Below are 22,603 nucleotides of genomic sequence, written 5' to 3'. Positions count from 1 at the left end.
AAGGGCAGCTAAAACCTATCAGGCGCTTTTGGCTAACGCAACAGGTTGCAGCAGTTGATCGCCGGCATACAGCCGCGCATTGAGGCTGCCGACGTAATAACGGCCGCCGCGCACCGGGGTTGGGTTGCCTTCCGGCAACACCACGCCGATCGGCTCCTGATGCCAGCCGATTGGCTGCACCGTCAACTGCCAGAAGTGGCCACGCGGGCTGACTTCCAGCACCTGCACCGGCAGCGGGCAGCGCTCGCTGCTTTCGGTCGCCACTTCCATTTCCCACGGGCGCAGGAACAGATCGACGCTGCCCTGGTGCATCGGCTGGAACGACAGCGGCCACTGGTGCGCGCCGACGAACAGCTGGGAGCCGCGGATCTCGCCGTTCAGGCGGTTCACTTCCCCCATGAACTCCAGCACGAAGCGGCTGGCCGGTTCGCGCATGATCTCTTCCGGCGAGCCTACCTGTTCGATATTGCCCTGGCTCATCACCACGATGCGGTCGGCCACTTCCATCGCCTCTTCCTGATCGTGGGTGACGAACACGCTGGTGAACTTCAGCTCTTCGTGCAGCTGACGCAGCCAGCGGCGCAGCTCTTTGCGCACCTGCGCATCCAGCGCGCCGAACGGTTCGTCCAGCAGCAGAATTTGCGGTTCCACCGCCAGGGCGCGCGCCAACGCCACGCGCTGTTTCTGGCCGCCGGACAGCTGCGACGGATAGCGGTTGGCCAGGTGGGCCAGCTGCACCATTTCCAGCAGCTGGGTGACTTTCTGTTTGATCGCCGCGGCGTTCGGCCGCTCGCGACGCGGCAGCACGGTCAGGCCGAAGGCGATGTTGTCGAACACCGTCATATGGCGGAACAGCGCATAGTGCTGAAATACGAAGCCCACGCGCCTGTCGCGCGCGTGCATGTGGCTGACGTCGGTGCCGTGGAAGCCCAGCTTGCCGCCGCTCTGGCTTTCCAGCCCGGCGATAATGCGCAGCAGCGTGGTCTTGCCGGAGCCGGACGGCCCGAGCAGCGCCACCATCTCGCCGGAAGCAATATCGAGCGAGATATCGTTCAATACCTTGGTGCGACCGAAGTACTTGTTGATGCCGTTAATCTCAATGCTCATGATTTTCCTCCCGCTCGAGACGCGCATTTTGACGTTCCAGACGCCACTGCAGCGCGCTCTTCAAAAATAGGGTAACGATCGCCATCAGGGTCAACAGGGCGGCGGCGGTAAAGGAGCCGACGGTGTTGTAATCCTGCTGCAACAGCTCGACCTGCAGCGGCAAGCTGTAGGTTTCGCCGCGAATCGAACCGGACACCACCGACACCGCGCCGAACTCGCCGATGGCGCGCGCGTTGGTCAGCACCACGCCATACAGCAGCGCCCAGCGAATGTTGGGCAGCGTCACGCGGCGGAACATTTGCCAGCCGGACGCCCCCAGCAGAATGGCAGCCTCGTCTTCCTGGCTACCCTGGCTGAGCATCATCGGCACCAGCTCGCGCACCACGAAGGGGCAGGTGACGAAAATGGTCACCAGCACCATGCCCGGCCAGGAGAACATGATCTGGATGTTATGCGCATCCAGCCAGCCGCCCAGCAGGCCGTTGCTGCCGTAAAACAGCAGGTAAATCAGCCCCGCCACCACCGGTGAAACGGCGAACGGGATATCGATCAGCGTCAGCAGCAGCTGGCGGCCGGGGAAAGTGAAGCGCGTCACCAGCCACGCCAGCAACGTGCCGAACACCAGGTTGAACGGCACGGTGATCAGCGCGATCAACACCGTCAGCCAAATGGCGTGCAGCATGTCCGGATCGAGCAAGTTGCTCCACATCGCGCCGAATCCTTTGGAAAAGGCCTCGGCGAAAATCGATATCATCGGCACCACCAGCAGCAGCACCGAGAACAGCGCGCCGATGGCGATCAGCGTCCACTTGCCCCAGTTGACGCGCGGGCGCTCGGCGCCGTTGAAGGCGGAAACATCAGCCATCAGTGCCCTCCTCCCAAGCGTCTGCCGAAGCGGCTTTGCAAGACGTTAATGCTGAACAGCAGCAGCAGCGACGCCGCCAGGATCACCGAGGCGATGGCGCTGGCCGCCGGGTAATCGAACTCCTGCAAACGCACAAAAATCATCAGCGAGGTCACTTCCGTCTTCCAGGCGATGTTGCCGGCGATGAAAATCACCGCGCCAAACTCGCCCAGGCTGCGGGTAAAGGAGATGGCGGTGCCGGCCAGCAGCGCCGGCGCCACCTCAGGCAATACCACGCGGCGGAAGCTCTGCCAGCGCGTGGCGCCCAGCGTCTCGGCCGCCTCTTCGTATTCCGGCCCCAGCTCTTCCAGAACCGGCTGCACGGTGCGCACCACAAACGGCAGGCTGGTGAACGCCATCGCTACCGCGATCCCAAGCCAGGTAAAGGTGACCTTGATGTCGAAGTGCGCCAGCCACTGACCGTACCAGCCGGTGGTGGAAAACAGCCCCGCCAGCGTCAGGCCGGCCACCGCGGTCGGCAGCGCGAACGGCAGATCGATCAGGCCATCCAGCAGCGAGCGGCCGGGAAAACGGTAGCGCGTCAGGATCCAGGCCATCAGCATACCGAACACCGCATTGAACAGGCTGGCGACGCCGGCCGCCAGCAGCGTCACTTTATACGCCGCCACCACCTGCGGGTTGGAAATCACTTCCCAGTATTGCGCCAGGCTCATCTGCGCCAGCTGCATCACCAGCGCGCTGAGCGGCAGCAGCAGGATCAAACAGGTATAAAATAGGCTGCTGCCGAGGCTGAGGCCAAATCCGGGCAGCACCCGCTTACTGGACGACAACGCCAACATTTACTTGCGCCCTGCCGCTAACAGCTGATCCAGCTCGCCGCCGGTGGCGAAGTGGGTTTTCATCACCTGCGGCCAGCCGCCGAATTGATCTTCCACGCGGAACAGTTGGGTGTCCGGGAATTGCCCCTTCGCCGCCGCCATCGCTTTCTGGTCATACACGCGATAGTAGAAACTGGTGATCACCTGCTGCGCCGCTGGGCTGTAGAGATAGTTCAGATAGGCTTTGGCCGCCTGTTCGGTGCCGTTGCGCTCGACGTTTTTGTCGATCCAGGCCACCGGGAACTCCGCCAGAATATCGACCGGCGGCACAATCACTTCGTACTTGTCTTCACCGTACTGCTTGCGGATGTTGTTCACTTCGGACTCGAAGCTGATCAGCACGTCGCCCAAGCCGCGCTCGACGAAGGTGGTGGTCGCGCCGCGGCCGCCGGTATCGAACACCAGCACGTTTTTCAGGAAGCGGGTCATGAAGGCGCGGGTCTTGGCCGCGTCGTTGCCGTCGGCCTGGCTGGCGGCGCCCCAGGCGGCCAGATAGGTGTAACGGCCGTTGCCGGAGGTTTTCGGGTTCGGGAACACCAGCTTCACGTCGTCGCGCACCAGATCGTTCCAGGTGTGGATGCCCTTCGGGTTGTCCTTGCGCACCAGAAACGCCATGGTGGAATAGAACGGCGAACTGTTGTTCGGCAGGCGCGCCTGCCAGTCCGCCGGGATCAGCTGCCCGCGATCGTGCAGGATTTGCACGTCGGTGACCTGGTTATACGTCACCACGTCGGCGCGCAAACCCTGCAGGATCGCCAGCGCCTGCTTCGACGAGCCGGCATGCGATTGTTTGATGGTCAGCTTGTCGTTCGGATGCTGTTGATTCCACTGCTGTTCAAAGCCGGGATTCAGCGCGACGAACAATTCACGGGAAACGTCATAAGAGCTGTTCAGCAATTCCGCCGCCGACGCGGCGCCGCTCGCCAACAGCGCAGCCGCCAGCCAACCTTTCAGCACGAGATTTTTAACCCGGTTTTGTTTCATTCTGCACCTTATCACTGAGTCATTCCTTCAGGCTTTCGCCTTATTGACGACCAGTGTATTTATAACTCGGTGCGGAGCTGTAACGCTTTTATATACCGTTTAGTGATTTACAAGCATCAAACGCTATAAGGCAGGGAATGCGAGGCGTTTTGGGGCGGGAAAACGGACCGAAGCCGGGCGAGCCGGCTTCGGCAACGGCGTCAAAGTGACAGCAGGCGCGTCAGCGATGGCGCGAAGTAGTAGCTGCCGGTCACCGCACGGCTGAAACGCAGCATCGCGTCGCGTTTGCCGTCCAGATCGCCGAACATGCTCAGCAGCTGCTGCTCGATATTGTGCAGGCGCGCGCAATAGGCGATGAAGAACAGGCCGTGCTTGCCGCTGGCGGTGCCGTAAGGCAGGCTCTGGCGCAAAATTTTCAGGCCTTTGCCATCCTCTTTCAGATCGACGCGGCTGACGTGCGAGGTATCCGGGCGCTGGTCGGCCGGCAGCTCTTCGCTGTCGTGCTTGGTGCGGCCGATAATCTGTTCCTGCTGTTCAGTGGTAAAGCGCTGCCACTGGCGCAGGTTGTGCTCGTAGCGCTGCACCAGCACGTAGCTGCCGCCTGCGTCCTCTTCGCCTTCGGCGATCGTCGCCACTGCCGGGCGCTGCTCGCCCTGCGGATTTTCGGTGCCGTCGATGAAGCCGCTCAAATCGCGCTCTTCCACCCAGCGGAAACCGTGGGTTTCTTCTTCAATCTTGATGGCGTTGCCAAACGCCGCCAGCGCGGCCTGCGCCAGCGTGAAGTTGACGTCATGGCGCAGCGACTGGATGTGGATCAACATGTCGCGCTGGGTGGCCGGCGCCAGCCCTTTGCCGAGCGGCGTGAACGGCTTCAGCTCTTGCGCGCCCTGGCCGCTGGAGAGATCGTGCCAAACGTCGTAGCCGAAAGCGATCACCGCGCCGAGGCGCGCATCGGGGAACTGCTGCTGCAGCTCGCTCAGCGTTTGACAAAACTGCTTGCAGCCCTGGCGCAAGTCGGCGAATTCGCCCTGTACGCTGGCTTCCATAAAAATGGCGAAACGGCAGTGCTCCAGCAGAATGCCGCTCTGAACCTGTGTCATGTTGTTATCCTCAATACCAGAATCCGGCAACAGGTAAGGTATGGCGGTTGACGCGCGGGTTCCCTGTTACAAACGCGCGCTATCATACCGCAAGCACGGGCGATTGCCTTGCAGCAGCGCAAAGAAAATAGGGGTAATGGCTTGAAAAGACAGGCGCCGCGAACCGACGCCCGTTGAACGCGTTACTGCTGCGGCTTGGCGTGCCAGATGATTTTGCTGACCGTCCAGCTTTTCAGGGTGTCGTCCGGCGGGATGATGTCCTGCGCCCCGGCCCACTTGCCGCTGAAGATGTAGGTGACGTACTTGCTCTGCTCCGCCACGCACTCCACTTTACCGGCGTCTTCGCCGCTGCCCGGTTTACAGGAACCGAACGCCTTGCTGTACATGTCGCCGAACGGCGTGCCGAGCTTGTTGCCCCACTCCGTCGCCACTTGCGGATCCAGCACGTCTACCCGCTGCAGGCGCCCTTTCGGTTCGCCGGTGATCACCAGCTTCACCTCGTCGCCGGACAGCGCCTGGTAATAAGAGACGATCTGGCCGTTGCTGGTCGCCATGCCGCCGCGCAGGCGGTAGTTGCCGTCCAGCCCGTCGTTGATGGCGCTTTCCGACATCGGCGTGCCGGCGTTGAGCTTGCCGACGCCCTTGGCGCCGACCTCCAGGCTGCTGCCGAACCAGTTGAACGGCGACAGGCTGGACCAGGAGAAATTGGACATGCTCGAACAGCCGGTCAGTAACAGCGGAAGCCCTAACAGCAGGGGGCGAATATTCATCTCTAGCTCCTTAAACATCAATGGCACGGGGCGGTAACCCGCCCCCGCCGCACTCGGCATTTTGCTGCGTGCCAGCCTCTCACAACGGCCCGCACTACGCCAACGGTTGCCAGCTTGGAGTGCGGAAAATGCGAAAAGTGCCGCACTTCTCGGCAATTAGTCGGCGTGCTCCGCCGGCGCAAAGCAGGCTTTCAGGCGCGCATTCAGCAACAGATAGCTTAGCGCCAGCGCATCGAGCAGCGCCAACGCCAGTTCCAGCCCCGGCGCATCGCCGTCCTGGCGCCACAGGCTGAACAGCGAGCCGCCGAGCGACGCCAGCAGGGAGACAGCCAGCCCCCAGCGCCAGCCGCGCCACAGCCGCGGCCATTGGTGGCGGCGGCCGCTCAGCAAAAACGCCAGCGCCGCCGGCAGGCCGAGCAGCATGCCGTACCAAAAACGTTGGGTATCCGGATAAAATAGCGCCAGCAAGCTTTCGCCCTGCTCGCGCGAAGCGCCGGCCATCACGAACAGCAGCCAGGTGCGCGCCTGCAAAATCAGCACGGCCCAAAATCCCAGCGGCAGCCGCAGCGCGCCGTGCTGGTCGTAATCGTCCGGGGAAAACCGGGGTGAGAATGGCTTCAACGATCGTTCCTTGCCAACAGAATAAAGACTATGGCTACAGATGGGCACCGGCGGCGGGAATTTCAATGCGTCGGCTTAAGAAGCTCTTAAGATCGGTGTGTTTTAATCGTTAGCACTTAACAAGCAGCCCGATATCAGCGGGATGTGATTTTCGATAACGATGATAAGGAAGCGCAACATGAAAAAACTGACTCTGGCCGCCCTGATCGCGCTGTGCAGCGCACCGGTACTGGCGCAGCAAGGCGGGTTCCTCGATCCGGCCGCGCCGCAGGCCCAAACGCAACCCGCGCCTCAGGGCGGTTTCTCCGGCCCCAGCGCGGCGCTGACCACCGTGGACAAGGTGAAATCGCTGAGCGACGACACCTGGGTGATGCTGCAGGGCAATATCGAGCAGCGCATCGGCGACGACACCTATACCTTCCGCGATGCCACCGGCACGCTGACGGTCGAAATCGATCGCAAGCGCTGGAACGGCCAAACCGTTACGCCGAAAGACAAGGTGCAGTTGGAAGGCAAAGTGGATAAAGACTGGAGCAGCGTCGAAGTGGACGTGAAAACCGTCAAAAAACTGCCGTAATGCACTGCGGCGGGCGGTGCAACGCCGCCGCCCGCCGCCCACTCAATATTCCTGATCTTCGATCAGCCGCTTGCCCAGGCTGGTGATGCCCTGGATCTCGTAGCCGAGTTTCTCGTACATCTCGACCACCGTGTCGTTGTCTTCGCGCACCATAATCTGGATTTTCGGGCAGCCACGGGCGATCAATTTCTTCTCCAGACGGTTGATCAACGCATTGGCGATGCCGCGCCCGCGATAGTCGGGATGCACCCCGAGGTAATACGCCGAGCCGCGGTGGCCGTCATAGCCGCCCATCACCGAACCGACCACTTCGCCGCCGACTTCCGCCACCAGGAACAGCTCCGGATCGTGGTTCAGCTTGCGCTCGATGTCCATTTCCGGATCGTTCCAGGGCCGCAGCAGATCGCAGCGCTCCCACAGGGTAATGACTTCTTCAAAGTCGTCTTGTCGAAATACGCGAATTTCCATCGATGTTGGCCGCTGTTAATTAAGGTGTTTATCTGATTATCGCGTGATTATTCACTTACGCAATATCAAACTGCGATTTACCGCGCTATTTGCCCAGAAATCGCCGGTAACAGGCGTAATAAATGGAAATAGTTATCGGGTCGATTAATGATTATCAATACGATATAACGTCGCAAAATAGAAACGTCGACGGAGCGTTGCGTAATGAAAAAGCAGGGTAAACCCTTCCTCAATTTTAAACCGCTTGCCGTTTCCCCGACGCGACGCCAACTTTTGCTTTCCGGCCTGGCGGTGGCGCTGCTCGGCGTGAAAAGCCAACGCGCCAGGGCGGAAGGCCTGCTGCGCAATCAGCACAGCAAGCCGGCGGCGAAACCGGCCGGTGCCAAGAAGCTGGTGATGATCGATCCCGGCCACGGCGGCATCGACTCCGGCGCGGTCGGCCACGAAGGCTCGCAGGAAAAACACATCGTGCTGGAAATTGCCAACCACGTGCGCCGTTTCCTGCATGAGCGCGATCACGTCGAGGCGCGCCTGACGCGTGAAGAAGACGAGTTCATTCCGCTGTTCCAGCGGGTGGAGATCGCCCACCAGCACCAGGCCGACCTGTTCATTTCGATTCACGCCGACGGCTTCACCAGCCCGTCGGCCTCCGGCGCTTCGGTGTTCGCCCTGTCCAACCGCGGCGCCAGCAGCGCCATGGCGCGCTACCTGTCCAACCGTGAAAACGCCGCCGACGATGTGGCGGGCGGTAAATACAAGGATCAGGACAACTACCTGCAGCAGGTGCTGTTCGATCTGGTGCAAACCGACACCATCAACAACAGCCTGACGCTCGGCCGCCACGTGCTCGGCCAAATTCGCCCAGTACACCATCTGCACAGCGACAGCACCGAACAGGCGGCGTTTGCGGTGTTGAAATCGCCGTCCATTCCCTCGGTGCTGGTGGAAACCTCGTTCATCACCAACCCGAACGAAGAGCGGCTGCTGGGCACCACCGCGTTTCGCGAGAAAATAGCCCGCGCCATCGCGGACGGCATCGTCAACTTCTTCGACTACTTCGACGCCCACCAGCGCAAACCCCGCTGATGCCGCGGGCGGCGAATAAGAGTATACTCAGCGCCTTGTTCAGCCAGACGCTATAAAGACCCCGCATGAGTTTACCTAACATCGCTGAAGTAAAATCCTTCCTGCTGGCGCTGCAGGATCACATCTGCGCGCAGCTCGCCCAGGCCGACGGCGGCGCCGTGTTCACCGAAGACCAATGGACGCGTGAAGAAGGCGGCGGTGGCCGCAGCCGCGTGCTGACCAACGGCGCGGTGTTCGAACAGGCGGGGGTCAACTTCTCGCACGTCTCCGGCGCCACCCTGCCGGCCTCGGCGACCGCGCACCGTCCGGAGCTGGCCGGGCGCAGCTTCCAGGCGATGGGCGTCTCATTGGTTATCCACCCGCTCAGCCCCTACGTGCCCACCAGCCACGCCAACGTGCGCTTCTTCATCGCCGAAAAGCCGGGCGAGGTGCCGGTGTGGTGGTTCGGCGGCGGCTTTGATCTGACGCCGTTCTACGGTTTCGCAGAGGATGCCGTGCATTGGCACCGCACCGCGGCCGAGCTGTGCGCGCCGTTCGGCGACGAGGTCTACCCCAAATACAAACAGTGGTGCGACGATTACTTCTTCATCAAGCACCGCAACGAAGCGCGCGGCATCGGCGGCCTGTTCTATGACGATCTGAACACCCCGGACTTCGACCACTGCTTCGCCTTCACCCGCGTCGTGGGCCAGGGCTTCCTCGACGCCTATCTGCCGATCGTCGAAAAACGCAAGGCCTTGACCTGGGGCGAGCGCGAGCGCCAGTTCCAGCTGTATCGCCGCGGCCGCTACGTGGAGTTCAACCTGGTGTGGGATCGCGGCACGCTGTTCGGGCTGCAAACCGGCGGGCGCACCGAGTCCATTCTGATGTCGATGCCGCCGTTGGTGCGTTGGGAATATAACTACCAGCCGGACGCCGATAGCCCGGAAGCGGCGCTGGCGCGCGATTTTCTGCCGGTGCGCGACTGGCTGCAGGAGCCGAAATGATGCAGATTTGGGTCGATGCAGACGCCTGTCCGAACGTGATCAAAGAGGTGCTGTTCCGCGCCGCCGATCGTACCGCCATCACCGTAACGCTGGTGGCGAACCAGCCGCTGCGCACGCCGCCGTCGAAGTACATCCGTTCGCTGCAGGTGGCGGCCGGCTTCGACGTGGCCGACAACGAGATCGTGCGCCGCTGCGCAGCGGGCGATCTGGTGATCACCGCCGACATTCCGCTGGCGGCGGAGGTGATAGAGAAAGGCGCGGTGGCGCTGAACCCGCGCGGCGAACGCTACACGCCGGACACCATCCGCGAGCGCCTCAACATGCGCGATTTTATGGATACCCTGCGCGCCAGCGGCATCCAGACCGGCGGCCCGAACGCCCTGAACCAGCGCGACCGCCAGCAGTTCGCCAACGAGCTGGACAAATGGCTGCTGCAGGCAAAGCGGGCGCAGTGATGAATGAACTGCGCCCTGCTCTGCTGCGGTTTAGAAGCGCAACTCCCCCCCGAAGATATAAGTCCGCCCACGGGCGGTGTTGGTCGGCGTGAAATCTTGTGACTGCGAAGGCAGCGAATTCATCTTGTTCAGCGCGTCCGAGTAGTCCTTGTCCATCAGGTTTTGCACGCTGAGCTTCAGCAGCAGATTGCGATTCACCTGATAGGTGCCGTACAGATCGATAATGGTCGGAATATGCGGCGCCGGCTCCTTCATCAACTGTTCGTTTTCATCGAGAGTGGAATCAGGCGACAGGCGCACCGATTTGCCGGTGTATTTCACCACCCCGCCCAGCGTCAATGTCTCGTCCAGCAGGCGCACCCCGCTGTCCAGCGTGAAGTAGAATTCCGGCAGTTCACTGACATCACCCGCGCCGAACACGTTGCTGGCCTGGTTGGTCGGCTGGGAGGTATGCTCCTTGCTTAACGACAGCTTGGTAAAGGCGAAACCGGCGTCGTACAGCGCTTCGAGCTCCACCCCGCGCATTTTGACCGGTTCTGGGGCGTTGCTGTACATGGTCATGCTGACGTTGACGTCCGCGTTATCCCACTCTTCCTGCGTCGCCTGCGAACGGTTGCATTTCTGGCGGTTTTTACACACTAGGTAGGTTTGGCTGGATATGTAGTTTTTGATCCTGGTTTCGAAATAGACCGCTTTCAGTTGGAAGCTGTCCTGCTTGAACAACAGATCGTGGGCATTGGCGTTGAAACCGCCCTGCCAGGTCTCCGCTTTTTCGCCTTTCAGGAACGGGTTCATCGACTGGCCGCCGCTGTTGGCGAAGAACACCTCCTGGATATTCGGCCCGCGCATCGACTTGCTGTAGCTGACGAACGGCTGCAGCCACGGCGTCACCTGCGCCGACAGCATGACCGACGGATTGAAACCCTGTTCATTGCGAGTGATATTGCTGGCGCCCTGCGGGAAGCACTCTACGCGTTCGTCACAGGCCGGCTTATAGCCGGAGAGGCGATAGGCGGTGTAGTTCAGATCGAAATTCCCCTGCCAGATGCCGTAATTGGCCTGCAACCCACTGTACAGGCTGGAGATATCTTGTTTGCCGGCAATGCCCACCGGCATGCTTTCCGCCTGATTGTCATCCGTCACCAAACCGGAGGCCTTTTTCTTATACTCGTTGCGCACCAGCTTGCCGCCGTAGCTGAAGGCGAAATCGACATCCTGCAGGCTGAAACGGCTGGTGTTGTTGATATCCAGCGCATCGGAGATGTTTTTCGCCGTGCTGTCGCTGAATCCCGCCATGTTGTCGGACATAAATTGCTGCTTGCCGCGGCTGGTACTGGCGGTCAGGTTGAAATCGATCAGTTCCGAGAACGGCGCGTAGTGATATTTAAGGTAAAAATCGTCGCTGTCGATGTGGCGGCGGGTGATTTTATTCTGGTAGCTGCGCGCCGACAGTTCGATGCTGTTAAAGGCATCCGGCTTGATGTCCACCTTGAACAGCTGGGATTTCGGGTTCTGGCGGTAGGTTTTATCGACGTTGAACACCTCGCTGTCGAAACCGGCGCCGTTTTTGTAGTTGGAGGTGATGGAGCTGCCGCTGATGGCCGCCATCGCCCCCAGGCTGCCGCCATCGGCAAAGGCGGCGGTTTTGGCACCCACGGCGATCATGCCGCTGCGGCCGATGCCGTTATTGCCCACCGAGAATTTGGTGCGCACGCCGAACGGGTTATCGGAAAATACTACGTCGTCCACGCCGATAGTGCGGAAGTTGGCGCTGCCCGCCAGGGCGTTCACCCCAGCGGAGCCGGTGGCATTGCCGCGCGCCACGTCGACGCCGACGATAAAGTTAGGATCGATCAGCGCCCCGAACTGGCTGGTGGGCAATCCCCCGTGCGCTGCGTCGCTCGGCGAGTTGCCGTAGTAGTTTTGGGTGATGCCGTCGACCATGGTGTTGACCCGGCCAAAGCCGCTCAGGCCGCGGATATTGACGCTGACCGATCCCTGGCCGGGATCGATCTGGGTATAGGTGCCCGGCATGCTGCGCAGAATGCTGTCCACCGACTCCAGATTCTTGTTTTCGTCGCGCGAGCTGAACGCACCTGGCCTCGCCAACGCGTCTTTTTCGCTGCTGTTGCCGCTGTCGGCGGCCGAGACGTTGAGCGGGCTGAACGCCACGCTGCCTTTATTATTTTCCGCCTGTTCCTGCGCGGCCGCAGCCGGCCCGTACAGCGCCAGTCCCGCGCCGATCAGGCTCGCTATCATTTTGATTTTCATATATCCCCAGAAATAGCCAATAAGGTTTGATGGCCGACAATGCCCAGCAAAAAGCCCGCCGAAAGCGCGGTAAAAGATTGTTATTGTTTTATTGCGCCGCAGCGTGCCGCGGCGCTGAAGGTTATTTCTGCGCCTGTCGATCCGCCGCCAAAATAAAGGCGTACTCCAGCGCGCCGTTTTCCAGCCGCGCCAGGCGGCCCGATTTGCCGCCGTGGCCGGCGGTCATGTCGGTGGAGAGCAGCAGCAGCGAATCGCCCTGCTTGAAGCGCCGCAGCTTCGCCACCCATTTGGCCGGTTCCCAATACTGCACCTGCGAGTCGTACAAGCCGCTGGTAACCAGCAGGTTCGGGTAACGCTGCTTGCGCACGTTGTCGTACGGACTGTAGGACTTCATCAGCGCATAGGCGGCCGGCTGGTGCGGGTTGCCCCACTCCTCGTATTCGCCGGTGGTGAGTGGAATGCTGTCGTCCAGCATGGTGGTCACCACGTCGACGAATGGCACCTGCGCCACTACCGCGTTGTACAGCTGCGGCGCCTGATTGATCACCGCTCCCATCAGCAAGCCGCCGGCGCTGCCGCCCATGGCGTAGATGCGCCCCGGTTGGCCGTAGCCGTCTTTGATCAGCGCCTGGGTGGCGTCGATGAAGTCGTTGAAGCTGTTCGGTTTGTGCGTCAGCTTGCCCTGTTTGTACCAGCTCTGCCCCAGCTCGCCGCCGCCGCGCACGTGGATCAGCGCATAGACGAAGCCGCGATCCAGCAGGCTGATGCGGTTGGCGCTGAACGCCGGATCCATGCTCATGCCGTAAGCGCCGTAGCCGTACACCAGCAGCGGGTTATGCCCGTTTTTGAACAGCGATGTGCGGTACACCAGCGAGACCGGCACCTTCACACCGTCGCGCGCCGTTACCCAGATGCGCTCGCTGTGATACAGGCTCGGATCGACGCCTTTCACCTCTTGCTGCTTCAGCAGGGTGCGCTCGCCCTTGTTCAGATCCCACTCATAGGTGCGGGTCGGCGTGGTCATCGCCGAATAGCCGTAGCGCAACCGATCGCTGTCCGGCTCGGGGTTATAGCCCAGCCAGGCCATGTAGCTGGCGTCGTCGAACGGGATGGCGCGCTCGGTTTTGCCGTCCCAGCTGATTTGCCGCAGCTGCACCAGCCCGTTGGCGCGCTCCTGCACCACCAGCCAGTCGCGGAACAGGCTGAAGTTCTCCACCTCGTGCTGCGCCTGCGGCGCGATCAGCGTCTGCCAAGGCTTGCCCGCCGCCGCCGTGCGGTACAGGCCAAAGTTCGGATCCTGATGGTTGGAACGCAGATAGAACTCGCCGCGGTAGTGATCGAGGTAATACTCGCGGCCGTTCTGCCGGGCGGCGAACAGCTGCGGCTCGCGCTGCGGCTGATTGGCGTCGATCAGGCGCACTTCGGAGGTGGTGTTGCCGCTGATGGTCAGAATCAGGTAATCGCGCGAGGACGAGCGGCCGAGGCTGAGGTAGAACGCCGGATCGTTTTCCTGGTACACCAGCTTATCTTCCGCCGTCGGCGTACCGTACTGATGGCGATAAACCTGGTATGGCAACAGCGTTTGCGGGTGGTTGCGCACGTAGAACAGGGTTTGGTTGTCGTTGGCCCACACCATGTTGCCGGAGGTGTTTTCCAGCGTTTCCGGCGACCAGCGTTCGCTGCCTATCTCGCGCAGGGAGATGCGGTATTGGCGGCGGCCCTGCAGATCTTCGGCCACCGCCAGCCGGCGGTTGTCCTGGCTGACGTCCATCGCCCCCAGGCGATAGTAGGCGTGGCCGGCCGCGCGCTGATTGGCGTCCAGCAAGGTTTGCCACGGCGCGTCGGCGGTCAGCGCCTGGCGCTGATACCGCGCGAAATCTTTACCGGCGGCGTAGCTTTCCTGATAGCGATAGCCGTTGAGCTGATACGGCACCGAACGATCGTCAGGGTTCATGCGGCCCAGCATCTCCTGATACAGCGTGGCGCGCAGCTTCTGGTACGGCGCCATCATCTGCTCGGTGTAGCGGTTCTCCGCCTTCAGGTAGTCCAGCACCTTCTGCTCTTTTCGGCTGTCGTCGCGCAGCCAGTAGTAATCGTCGGTGCGCGTCTCGCCGTGGGCGGTCAGCGCTTTCGGCACGCGCTCCGCCAACGGCGGCTGCGGTTGCGCCAGCGCGGCGCCGGCGATGCCTAAAGAAAGCCAGAGCGCGGCCACGATGCGACGGCGCGGAGTGGATAACAGCGGATTCATAATCCCTCACGAAGTTTGAAAAGGCGGACGACGGCGATACGGCGCCTGCGGGCATTAACGGCGGGCGCTCAGCTCCGCCAGATTGAAATCGATCGGCATCGTCACCCTGACGGCCCCCTGCTGCAGCATCTCCGGCGGCGGCGGCGGCAACGGCTGGGCGCGCGACACCACCGCTACCGCTTCCCGATCCAGCGACGCAGTGCCGGAGCGCACCAGCAGCGCGACGTTCGAGACCCGTCCCTGCGCGTCAACGCTGAAGCTGACCTGCGGCATGCCGCTGCGCCGGCGGCTGCGGGCATCCAAAGGGTAATCCTTGATGCGGTTCAGTTTGCCTTTCACTAGGCTCTCCCACGACAGTTTGGCCTGCGCGTTGCTGTTGGCGTCGCTGTTGATCGGTGCGGCGGTCTGGTGAGAGAGCGTCTGCGCCTGCGGTGCGGCGGCGCTGGACGCGGCGGCGTTGCGTGTCTCTTTGGCCTGTTCCTGCGGCTTAGGCTGCGGCTGCGTTTTTTGCGGGGGGCGGCGTTCGGCGCGCTTCTTCTCCGCCGTCACGATTTTCGCTTTCTCGGCGCGTGCCAGCTTGGGCTGATCCGGCTGTTGCTGCTGCTCCGCCGGCTGCGCCGCAGCGGATTCCGCCTGCTGCAGGCCCAGCGGCAGCGGCTTGCTTTCCGGCGCTTCAATCTGCACCGCCCAACTCATCATCACCGCCGGCGGTGGCAACACCACCGGCTCCAACGCCGTCTGCGGCCAGTAAAACAGCAGCACCAACGCCGCGTGCGCCGCCAGAGCGAGCAGCAGGCCGCGCACCCAGCGCGGCTGCGGCAGTTCAAAGGCCGGGAGGGAGTAAGACTGACTTAACATAGGGGCATTAGCTTGCTTAATTGCGAATGATTGCAGATCACATTTACTAATGATAATCATTTGCAACTATAATTAATACCCCTTTTCACTCTCTTAACGTATTCATTTCACTGATGGTGTGATCCACAGGTAGTCTGCGGTGTTCGCATCGACCTGTACGCCCGGCTCCGCCAGCATCAGCACCGTCAGCGCCGCCGCCGGTTGCAGATCCCGCACGTGCAGCGGCACCCCCACCGATTTGGCGGCGTGATAGCCACCGGCGATCAACAGCGCGGGCGTGGGCGCCGCCAGCAGGCGCTCAGCCATGCGCCGGTCGCGCTGCTGCTGGATCGCCAGCATCGCACGCAACTGGTCGGCCTCAATCTTGCCGCCGTGCGAAGTGCGGATGGTCTCTTCCAGCGCCTTGCGCACCGCCGGCTGCGCCGATAGCTGCCCCGCCGGGAATTGCGGCTGCTGATAGAACGCCGTAATCTCGCTGCGATCCAGGTTGGCCGACCACAGCGGGTAAGGCGCGCGCATCGCCGCCATCGTCACCCCGCCATACAGCTCCCACTTCCAGCCCGGCTGCCAGGCGATCAGCTCCGCTACGCGGCCGTCGCGCACCGTCGGATCGCTCTGCAACCACTGCTTGACCTTGTCGACCTGCGCCTGTTGGTTCGGGTTGATCATCTCCATCAGCACGCTGCCCTGCGGCCGCCGCTGCGGCAGCTGCTGCACCAGCCATTGCTCAATCTGATGGTGGTAAGGATTGTCATGTTTCTCACCCAGGATCACCCGCGGCTGCTGCGCCAATCGCGTCAACAGCTGCTCCGGCGTCAGGGTCGCGCCGCTGTGCAGATCGGTGATGCTCCCCAAACTCGCGACGTCGTTGGCCGGCGCCTTCACCGGCGCCTGGCTGCAGGCGCCGAGCGCCAACGCCGCCAATAAAATCAGGTATCTCATCATGTTGCCCCATTATCGAAAATGGCGACATTATAGATAATAATTATCATTTGCATATAGATCCGGCTTAACGATTTTTTTACGCGGCGATCGCCGGCTGCGCATTGCGTTGAAAAAGCATTGCGGGTATAACCAATAGCCATTCAGATATTTAGACGTCTATACGGATAGATTATTATGCAACCATCGGCACCCGCCGCAGGACAGTTCAAACGCAGCATGAAGGCCCGGCACCTGGTGATGCTGTCGCTGGGCGGCGTGATCGGCACCGGGCTGTTTTTCAACACCGGCTACATCATCTCCACCACCGGGGCGCTCGGCACGCTGCTGGCCTACCTGATCGGCGCGCTGGTGGTGTATCTGGTGATGCTGTGCCTGGGCGAGCTGTCGGTGGCGATGCCGGAAACCGGCGCTTTTCACGTCTATGCTTCGCGCTATCTGGGGCCGGCAACCGGCTATACCGTCGCCTGGCTGTATTGGCTCACCTGGACGGTGGCGCTCGGCTCCAGCCTGACCGCCGCCGGATTCTGCATGCAGTACTGGTTCCCGCAGTCGCCAGTGTGGCTGTGGTGTTTGATCTTCTGCGTGGCCATTTTCCTGCTTAACGTGGTGACCACCCGCTTTTTCGCCGAAAGCGAATTCTGGTTTTCGCTGATCAAAGTGGTGACCATTCTGGCGTTTATCATTCTGGGCGGCGCCGCCATGTTCGGCCTGCTGCCGATGAAAGACGGTACCCCGGCGCCGTTCCTGCATAACCTGACCGCTTCCGGCTGGCTGCCGCACGGCACGCTGCCGATCCTGATGACCATGGTGGCGGTGAACTTCGCCTTCTCCGGCACGGAACTGATCGGCATCGCCGCCGGCGAAACCGAGAACCCGGAAAAAGTCGTGCCGCTGGCGATCCGCACCACGGTGATCCGCCTGATGCTGTTCTTTATCGGCACGGTCTTCGTGCTGGCGGCGTTGATCCCGATGGATCAGGCGGGGATCGTCAAAAGCCCGTTCGTGCTGGTGTTTGAACGCATCGGCGTGCCTTACGCCGCCGATATCTTCAACTTCGTGATCCTGACCGCCATCCTGTCGGCGGCCAACTCCGGCCTGTACGCCTCGGGGCGCATGCTGTGGTCGCTGGCCCACCAGCGCACCCTGCCGGCCTACTTTGCGCGCGTCAATGCGCGCGGCATTCCGATCAACGCCCTGACCTTCAGCATGCTCGGCGGCGTGCTGGCGCTGCTGACCAGCGTGATCGCGCCGGACACGGTATTTGTCGCCCTGTCGACGATCTCCGGTTTTGCGGTGGTGGCGGTGTGGCTGAGCATCTGCGCGGCCCACCTTGCTTTCCGCCGCGCCTACCTGCGCAGCGGCCAGCCGATAAGCGGCCTGAAATACCGCGCGCCCGGCTACCCATTGACGCCGATCCTCGGCTTTGCGCTGTGCCTGCTGGCCTGCATCGGGCTGGCGTTCGATCCGGAGCAGCGCATTGCGCTCTACTGTGGGCTGCCGTTCGTCGCCCTGTGCTACCTCATCTATTTCCTGACCCGGCGCGCCGGGCAAAAAACCGCTTTGGGAGAACAACATGTCGGTTAACAACCCCGTCGCCCGCCTGCTGGCCGAACATCCCACGCTGATCCTGGACGGCGCGCTGGCCACCGAGCTGGAAGCGCGCGGCTGCGATCTGACCGATCCGCTGTGGTCGGCCAAGGTGCTGATTGAAAATCCCGAGCTTATCTATCAGGTGCATCTCGATTATTTCAACGCCGGCGCCCAATGCGCCATCACCGCCAGCTATCAGGCCACGCCGCAGGGCTTCTTGCGCCGCGGCCTGGATCAGGAGCAATCGCTGGCGTTGATCGCCAAAAGCGTGCAACTGGCGCAGCGGGCGCGCCGCGATTATCTGGCCGAACACCCGCAGGCGGCGCCGCTGCTGATCGCCGGTTCGGTAGGCCCGTACGGCGCCTATCTGGCCGACGGCTCGGAATACCGCGGCGACTACCGGCTGGCGCAGGATGACATGATAGCCTTCCACCGCCCGCGCATCGCCGCCCTGGCGGCCGCCGGCGTCGATCTGCTGGCCTGCGAAACGCTGCCGTCGTTCGCCGAACTGCAGGCGCTGCTGACGCTGCTGCAGGAATTCCCGATGCTCGGCGCCTGGTTCGCCTTCACCCTGCGCGACAGCCAACACCTCAGCGACGGTACGCCGCTGACGGAGGTCCTGTCCGCGCTGCGCGGCAACCCGCAGGTGTTGGCCATCGGCATCAACTGCATCGCGCTGGACAAGGTCGCCCCGGCGCTGCGTCAGCTGAACGCGCTGGCCGACAAGCCGCTGCTGGTTTACCCGAACTCCGGCGAGCACTACGATGCGGTAAGCAAAACCTGGCACGCCTGCGGCGGCGAGCACGGCAGCCTGGCCGATCAGGCGACGGAGTGGCGCACGCTCGGCGCACAATTGATCGGCGGCTGTTGCCGCACCACCCCGCAGGATGTCCGCGCCATCGCTGCGCGCTGCAAGAAATGAGAAAGGCGGGGTTATTCGGTTAGCAGGCGCAGTTGCTCCACAACCTGTTCAACGTTGAGGCGGCCTTGGGTGGCCTCGACCGTCGTAAAGTACAGGCAATAAATTAAACATCGAATCAGTTTGGATGTCTAAACCGCATAACAAAACGCTCGACAATACTTAAATTGTCGAGCGGAGTAGATGCTAATGATATTTTTCTATTACCATTTATCTCTATAATTGAATGAAAGGAAGTAGTCAAATTTCTCGGTCGATATCTTACTTGTGAAATAGGGTTGAATCAAAGCTACCCAGCTCTCCTTTACATCAAACTCACCATTATTCATTGTATCGTCCAAGGGGAGGCCTAAAGCATCGATGAGAGAGTCATCGTCCCCAAAATCTTTTGAATACTCTTCGCCCTTAAAATCATCATTATTTTTGTCAAACCATGTAAGACGTAATTTTAATCCCATGACACTATCTCCCCTATAAATACTTTTTGATATTTCGTTTTGGATCTGGACTTTTCAACTGCTTACCCGTTTTGGGATCAAAAGCCCCCAGATGTTCACCGTCGCTGGCACGATATCCTTCCAACTCACCATGCTGTGAGTCCCACTCATAAATTTTACGCCCCTTGTCGCCATACCACCGAGCCCGGCGGCCCCCTCCTGACTGCTTGGGAGTTTTTGGTCTACCTGCTTTAAGCTCTCCCAACCCCTTAATTTCATCAGTTTTTGGGGCAGGATGATATTTGTGCCCGCGCTCCGGAGTTCCTTCTCGAGGTTTAATAAGCTCTGGCTTGTCTTCTCGAGCTGGTTTTTTCCGTGGTTTGTTGAACATGACATAAATCGGATCAAGACCACTTTCAACCGGTGGAACCAAAATATAGTCATGGATCTGCTGAACATCACCATTGGGCAATGCAGTCAGCGTTCCTTTCCCTGACACATCGACACTGCCTCCCGTCGAAAGCTTGCCTGCAGGCGCACCAACCGGCGTGACGGTAATAATATAACCGGATACGCCCTTGTCATTCGCCGGTGTCCAGGTCAGAGAGATAGCACCGTCATCAGTGGTAAAGCGTAACTCCCTTTTCACCGCATCCCATGATAGTGGCCTTAGTGGCACCGCACCTTTTACGTTCCGCTCATCAGGGCAAACGATGTTGATGTGGATTTTCTCTTCCCCGACATCCCCCGTCTCACGAGAAACCAGCCGATAGGGTAACCGCACCGAATTATAGTTGCCGAGTGCATTCCTCACATCGTCTCGCGTCAATCCGAACCGACCGACACCCAGGGATGACATGACGCTCAATGCAGGCACATCCAGACTCTCGGAAAAGACAAAAGAGAGCTGAGCAAACTCGGCCGTGGTGACTTGCCCGTTGGCATACAGTTTTTCCGCAGGTATCTTCGTCAACGTCGCCGAGGCCCGGGCAAACGCGCCACGGATACCGGCTTCCAGTGTCTCCGTCGCCGCCACCGAATTATAGTTGCTGATAGCAAATCCGCTTTCTCGCCAGAAGTAGGCCGGTTGATCCAGAAACAGCGGACTGGGTTTGCTGCCCATAACCGGAGGATATTTGGGCAAATCGCTATCGCCAACCGTAAGAACAAACTCTTTCTTTGCCTGGTTGCGCCAGAACGCCGCTTGCGCTTGCGGTGACAACGAAGCAATATCCGGATCAGTCGGCTGCCGAGCACGAATTTTGCTCATATTTTCTCGTGCTCTGCGCTCGAATTCGGCAATTTCTGCACGTTTGTCGGTTTCCGCCTGTCGTTGCGAGGCCAGCTGATTATTCAGTGCTTCCGTAGACGCATTGGTCCGGGTCAGCTCGCGGCGATACTGGTCAGCCTGAGCCGGTTGGTTACGGGCTCTGGCATTCGATTCCTGAACCGACTGGCGTTGCGCGGTAGCTTGCCCGAGAACAATTTGCGCCTGCGTTTCCGCAATTTGCTGCTGTATGATTGCCAGATCTTCTGGCAACAGCCAACCAAATTTCTTGGATTTTTCCTCGCGCGCCTTTTGCATTGCTTCACGCTCCTGGCGGATTTCCTGATAACTCAGAAGCGCTTTGCGTTCGGTCTCGCGGGCATTGACTTCATTTTGCGGAATGATCTCCACCACGGCAACATAAGCCGGCGGCAGATTACTGCCTGGAGGGAACACCACGATACCATCGTGCGTGTTGCCACCCGGTTGCGTCGCAGGCAACGGTTTGGCTTCAGCATTATTTATCTCGGTAACACCGTCCACAGGTTTCGCCGTGGTTGGCGGCGCCGGCGCATTGACGCGAATATGAATATCAGGCATGCCCGGTACAATTCCTACCGTATAGACGTCCGGTCGCTTGGTGGGCTTGGCCTCCACAACCGGAACGCTCATCGGTAACGACGGTGAACGAACAACGGCTACTTTTTGCTGCCCCTCATCAACGAGGTCAGCAATACGAGCGCTGACCAGGGTTGCCGGTTGAGTGGGAAGTTGGCCCGGCGGCGTCTGAGTGACCAAATCCGCAGGGAGTGTCGTCACAATATGTCGCACCATAGACATATCATCAGGAGCAATCTTGGTTGGCGTAATGGCTTCCACGACCAATCCCCACAGACTAGTTCGCCACAATGTGCCTACCGTGGGAATATCGAGCGTTTTCACTTTGGCTATCGATTTCGTAATAAACGATTGCACCGTTTTGGATTTCAGTAGGCTGAATCCCCATGCGCCATCGAACAGCGAAAGATTAAATTGTGCCCCCACCGCGACGGACGCTTGTGCTTCCGGAAACAGACTCAGGTTAACATTGCCGCCACTGTTGGCGGGATCCCTGTCCCCTCCATTGTTGCCACCGCCAGTATGCCCGCCAGTGTCCTTATCCTTGCCTCCCCATGGATTATTCTCCGAACTCCAGCCGGAGTGATCGGAAGCATCAACCCCGCCCCCTTTGCTGCCATTGCCACCGATGCCGGTTGGCCCACCATTTACACCACCGCTAGGACCGCGGCTGTTTTTACCATCACCACCACTCATAACTCATCTCCTGTTGAAATTGCACACAAACACTGTATGCATGCACAGTAATTTAGAAGGATTTAAGAGGAGGTGCAATTCATTAACCCAGCAAGCTGTTGTGCTGTATATCAGACAAAACAGAGAGGGGATTTGCGTGAGTAAGTTCTTCGTCATGAAAACGGATACTATAAGTATGATATTTATTTTTATGATATGAACATCAAGCATTTTTAAAACTAAATAAGTTGTCGTCATAAGGACGAACAATGCAGATAAGATGGGGCGGCTAGGCATTACGCGAAGGAATTAAGCGAAGTCAATGAGCTGAAGTTTAACAGGCAAAATATGAGTTTAACGTACAATAACTATCAATATTGACACTCTCCCCTAAGCACGCGGTTGGCTACAGCCTCAACTTTGCTGCCATCCTGGCGGCCGTGAGGCACAATTTCAGCATTGAATTCCGCAATATCCTCTGCGGTCAAAAAGATCATCTATTCGCCAGCGCCTTAATCGTATCCGCGTGTTTAGCCTGAATACGCGCTTTCACCTTGGCTTTGACCAAAACCTCATAGTCGGCCTTACTGATGATGTAAACCTCATCGTGTCCGCGGCGCGTCACTTCCACCGGCTGTTTTTGCGCTTCCAAAAGCACCTCGGCCAAATTGTTTCTCGCCGCCGTGTAGCTAATCGTAGTCATTTTCTTTACCTGTACATGTACATGTTTGACGATTATTTGTACCACGTTCGCTGAAAATGTAAAAGACCACCTCCTGAGGAGGTGGTTTTACACGACGCCCCCTAAAAGGGGGCCATTTTCGAGTTAATCCTGCAACAGCTCCATCTGCTGTTCGATCTCTTGGTCCTTCTTATCC

At 60.0% G+C, this 22,603-nt stretch carries 21 protein-coding genes; 6 read left to right on the top strand and 15 right to left on the bottom strand.

What is annotated here, in order from left to right; translation table 11 throughout:
- Positions 1-18: 18 nt before the first annotated feature.
- The 7 genes from cysA to ACJ8IN_RS13645 form a co-directional block, all read right to left on the bottom strand.
- The gene (gene cysA / locus ACJ8IN_RS13675) at positions 19-1,107 is read right to left on the bottom strand and encodes a sulfate/thiosulfate ABC transporter ATP-binding protein CysA (RefSeq protein WP_033635460.1); all 1,089 of its coding nucleotides are present in this window, start codon (positions 1,105-1,107) and stop codon (positions 19-21) included.
- Positions 1,097-1,972: a sulfate/thiosulfate ABC transporter permease CysW gene (gene cysW / locus ACJ8IN_RS13670; RefSeq protein ID WP_033635461.1), complete on the bottom strand. Its 876-nt coding sequence runs from the start codon at positions 1,970-1,972 to the stop codon at positions 1,097-1,099. The genes cysA and cysW overlap by 11 nt, the downstream gene beginning before the upstream one ends.
- Positions 1,972-2,811: a sulfate/thiosulfate ABC transporter permease CysT gene (cysT, locus tag ACJ8IN_RS13665; RefSeq protein ID WP_004936486.1), complete on the bottom strand. Its 840-nt coding sequence runs from the start codon at positions 2,809-2,811 to the stop codon at positions 1,972-1,974. Before cysT ends, cysW begins: the two co-directional genes overlap by 1 nt.
- Positions 2,812-3,834, bottom strand: coding sequence for a sulfate ABC transporter substrate-binding protein (locus tag ACJ8IN_RS13660; protein WP_033635463.1), 1,023 nt, complete (start codon positions 3,832-3,834; stop codon positions 2,812-2,814).
- A gap of 200 nt (positions 3,835-4,034) precedes the next feature.
- Complete coding sequence (locus tag ACJ8IN_RS13655) at positions 4,035-4,934, bottom strand: Dyp-type peroxidase (RefSeq protein ID WP_033635464.1); 900 nt, start codon at positions 4,932-4,934, stop codon at positions 4,035-4,037.
- Between the two features lie 182 nt (positions 4,935-5,116).
- The gene (locus ACJ8IN_RS13650; RefSeq protein ID WP_033635465.1) at positions 5,117-5,704 is read right to left on the bottom strand and encodes an RpoE-regulated lipoprotein; all 588 of its coding nucleotides are present in this window, start codon (positions 5,702-5,704) and stop codon (positions 5,117-5,119) included.
- A 156-nt stretch (positions 5,705-5,860) separates the two neighbouring features.
- Positions 5,861-6,325, bottom strand: coding sequence for a DUF2919 domain-containing protein (locus ACJ8IN_RS13645; RefSeq protein ID WP_041036188.1), 465 nt, complete (start codon positions 6,323-6,325; stop codon positions 5,861-5,863).
- 178 nt (positions 6,326-6,503) lie between these two features.
- Between ACJ8IN_RS13645 and ACJ8IN_RS13640 the strand changes: the two genes are divergently transcribed.
- Positions 6,504-6,902 carry a YgiW/YdeI family stress tolerance OB fold protein gene (locus ACJ8IN_RS13640; protein ID WP_004936500.1) on the top strand — a complete coding sequence of 133 codons (399 nt, stop codon included), beginning with the start codon at positions 6,504-6,506 and terminating at the stop codon, positions 6,900-6,902.
- Between the two features lie 42 nt (positions 6,903-6,944).
- Here the strand turns inward: ACJ8IN_RS13640 and ACJ8IN_RS13635 are convergent, their stop codons facing one another.
- Complete coding sequence (locus ACJ8IN_RS13635) at positions 6,945-7,370, bottom strand: GNAT family acetyltransferase (RefSeq protein ID WP_004936504.1); 426 nt, start codon at positions 7,368-7,370, stop codon at positions 6,945-6,947.
- A 204-nt stretch (positions 7,371-7,574) separates the two neighbouring features.
- Between ACJ8IN_RS13635 and amiA the strand changes: the two genes are divergently transcribed.
- From amiA to ACJ8IN_RS13620, 3 genes are all read left to right on the top strand, one after another.
- Positions 7,575-8,456 (top strand): N-acetylmuramoyl-L-alanine amidase AmiA, encoded by an 882-nt coding sequence (gene amiA / locus ACJ8IN_RS13630; RefSeq protein WP_033654993.1) that lies wholly within the window; start codon positions 7,575-7,577, stop codon positions 8,454-8,456.
- A gap of 65 nt (positions 8,457-8,521) precedes the next feature.
- Entirely contained in the window at positions 8,522-9,442 is a 921-nt protein-coding gene (gene hemF, locus ACJ8IN_RS13625; protein WP_308325945.1) for an oxygen-dependent coproporphyrinogen oxidase, read from the top strand.
- A complete protein-coding gene (locus ACJ8IN_RS13620; RefSeq protein WP_041038074.1) occupies positions 9,442-9,897 on the top strand; it encodes a YaiI/YqxD family protein in 456 nt (151 codons plus the stop codon). Before hemF ends, ACJ8IN_RS13620 begins: the two co-directional genes overlap by 1 nt.
- A 30-nt stretch (positions 9,898-9,927) precedes the next feature.
- Here the strand turns inward: ACJ8IN_RS13620 and ACJ8IN_RS13615 are convergent, their stop codons facing one another.
- From ACJ8IN_RS13615 to ACJ8IN_RS13600, 4 genes are all read right to left on the bottom strand, one after another.
- Positions 9,928-12,168, bottom strand: a complete 2,241-nt coding sequence (locus ACJ8IN_RS13615; protein ID WP_060424426.1) for a TonB-dependent receptor domain-containing protein — start codon at positions 12,166-12,168, stop codon at positions 9,928-9,930.
- Positions 12,169-12,289: 121 nt separating this feature from the next.
- Complete coding sequence (locus ACJ8IN_RS13610) at positions 12,290-14,416, bottom strand: S9 family peptidase (RefSeq protein ID WP_308325946.1); 2,127 nt, start codon at positions 14,414-14,416, stop codon at positions 12,290-12,292.
- Positions 14,417-14,470: 54 nt separating this feature from the next.
- The gene (locus ACJ8IN_RS13605) at positions 14,471-15,274 is read right to left on the bottom strand and encodes a TonB family protein (protein WP_308325947.1); all 804 of its coding nucleotides are present in this window, start codon (positions 15,272-15,274) and stop codon (positions 14,471-14,473) included.
- 102 nt (positions 15,275-15,376) lie between these two features.
- Complete coding sequence (locus tag ACJ8IN_RS13600; RefSeq protein WP_041038076.1) at positions 15,377-16,216, bottom strand: ChaN family lipoprotein; 840 nt, start codon at positions 16,214-16,216, stop codon at positions 15,377-15,379.
- A gap of 177 nt (positions 16,217-16,393) precedes the next feature.
- On the opposite strand from ACJ8IN_RS13600, the gene mmuP reads away from it, so the two are divergent.
- Positions 16,394-17,803, top strand: coding sequence for an S-methylmethionine permease (gene mmuP, locus ACJ8IN_RS13595; RefSeq protein ID WP_308325948.1), 1,410 nt, complete (start codon positions 16,394-16,396; stop codon positions 17,801-17,803).
- Positions 17,793-18,731, top strand: coding sequence for a homocysteine S-methyltransferase (mmuM, locus tag ACJ8IN_RS13590; RefSeq protein ID WP_308325949.1), 939 nt, complete (start codon positions 17,793-17,795; stop codon positions 18,729-18,731). Before mmuP ends, mmuM begins: the two co-directional genes overlap by 11 nt.
- Before the next feature lie 200 nt (positions 18,732-18,931).
- On the opposite strand, the gene ACJ8IN_RS13585 is transcribed toward mmuM, so the two are convergent.
- The 3 genes from ACJ8IN_RS13585 to ACJ8IN_RS13575 form a co-directional block, all read right to left on the bottom strand.
- Positions 18,932-19,186 carry a colicin E3-like toxin immunity protein gene (locus ACJ8IN_RS13585; RefSeq protein ID WP_047571055.1) on the bottom strand — a complete coding sequence of 85 codons (255 nt, stop codon included), beginning with the start codon at positions 19,184-19,186 and terminating at the stop codon, positions 18,932-18,934.
- Between the two features lie 13 nt (positions 19,187-19,199).
- Positions 19,200-21,746, bottom strand: a complete 2,547-nt coding sequence (locus ACJ8IN_RS13580; RefSeq protein ID WP_047571053.1) for a colicin-like bacteriocin tRNase domain-containing protein — start codon at positions 21,744-21,746, stop codon at positions 19,200-19,202.
- Positions 21,747-22,218: 472 nt separating this feature from the next.
- On the bottom strand, positions 22,219-22,428 hold the full coding sequence (locus tag ACJ8IN_RS13575) for a type II toxin-antitoxin system Phd/YefM family antitoxin (RefSeq protein WP_004936539.1): 210 nt from the start codon (positions 22,426-22,428) through the stop codon (positions 22,219-22,221).
- Between the last annotated feature and the right edge of the window lie 175 nt (positions 22,429-22,603).

The sequence above is a fragment of the Serratia sp. CY31944 genome (assembly GCF_052169175.1).
GTDB classification, from domain to species: Bacteria; Pseudomonadota; Gammaproteobacteria; order Enterobacterales; family Enterobacteriaceae; genus Serratia; species Serratia sarumanii.
The sequence above is the reverse complement of the archived record's forward strand: the minus strand, read 5'-3'. Positions and strand labels throughout refer to the sequence as shown.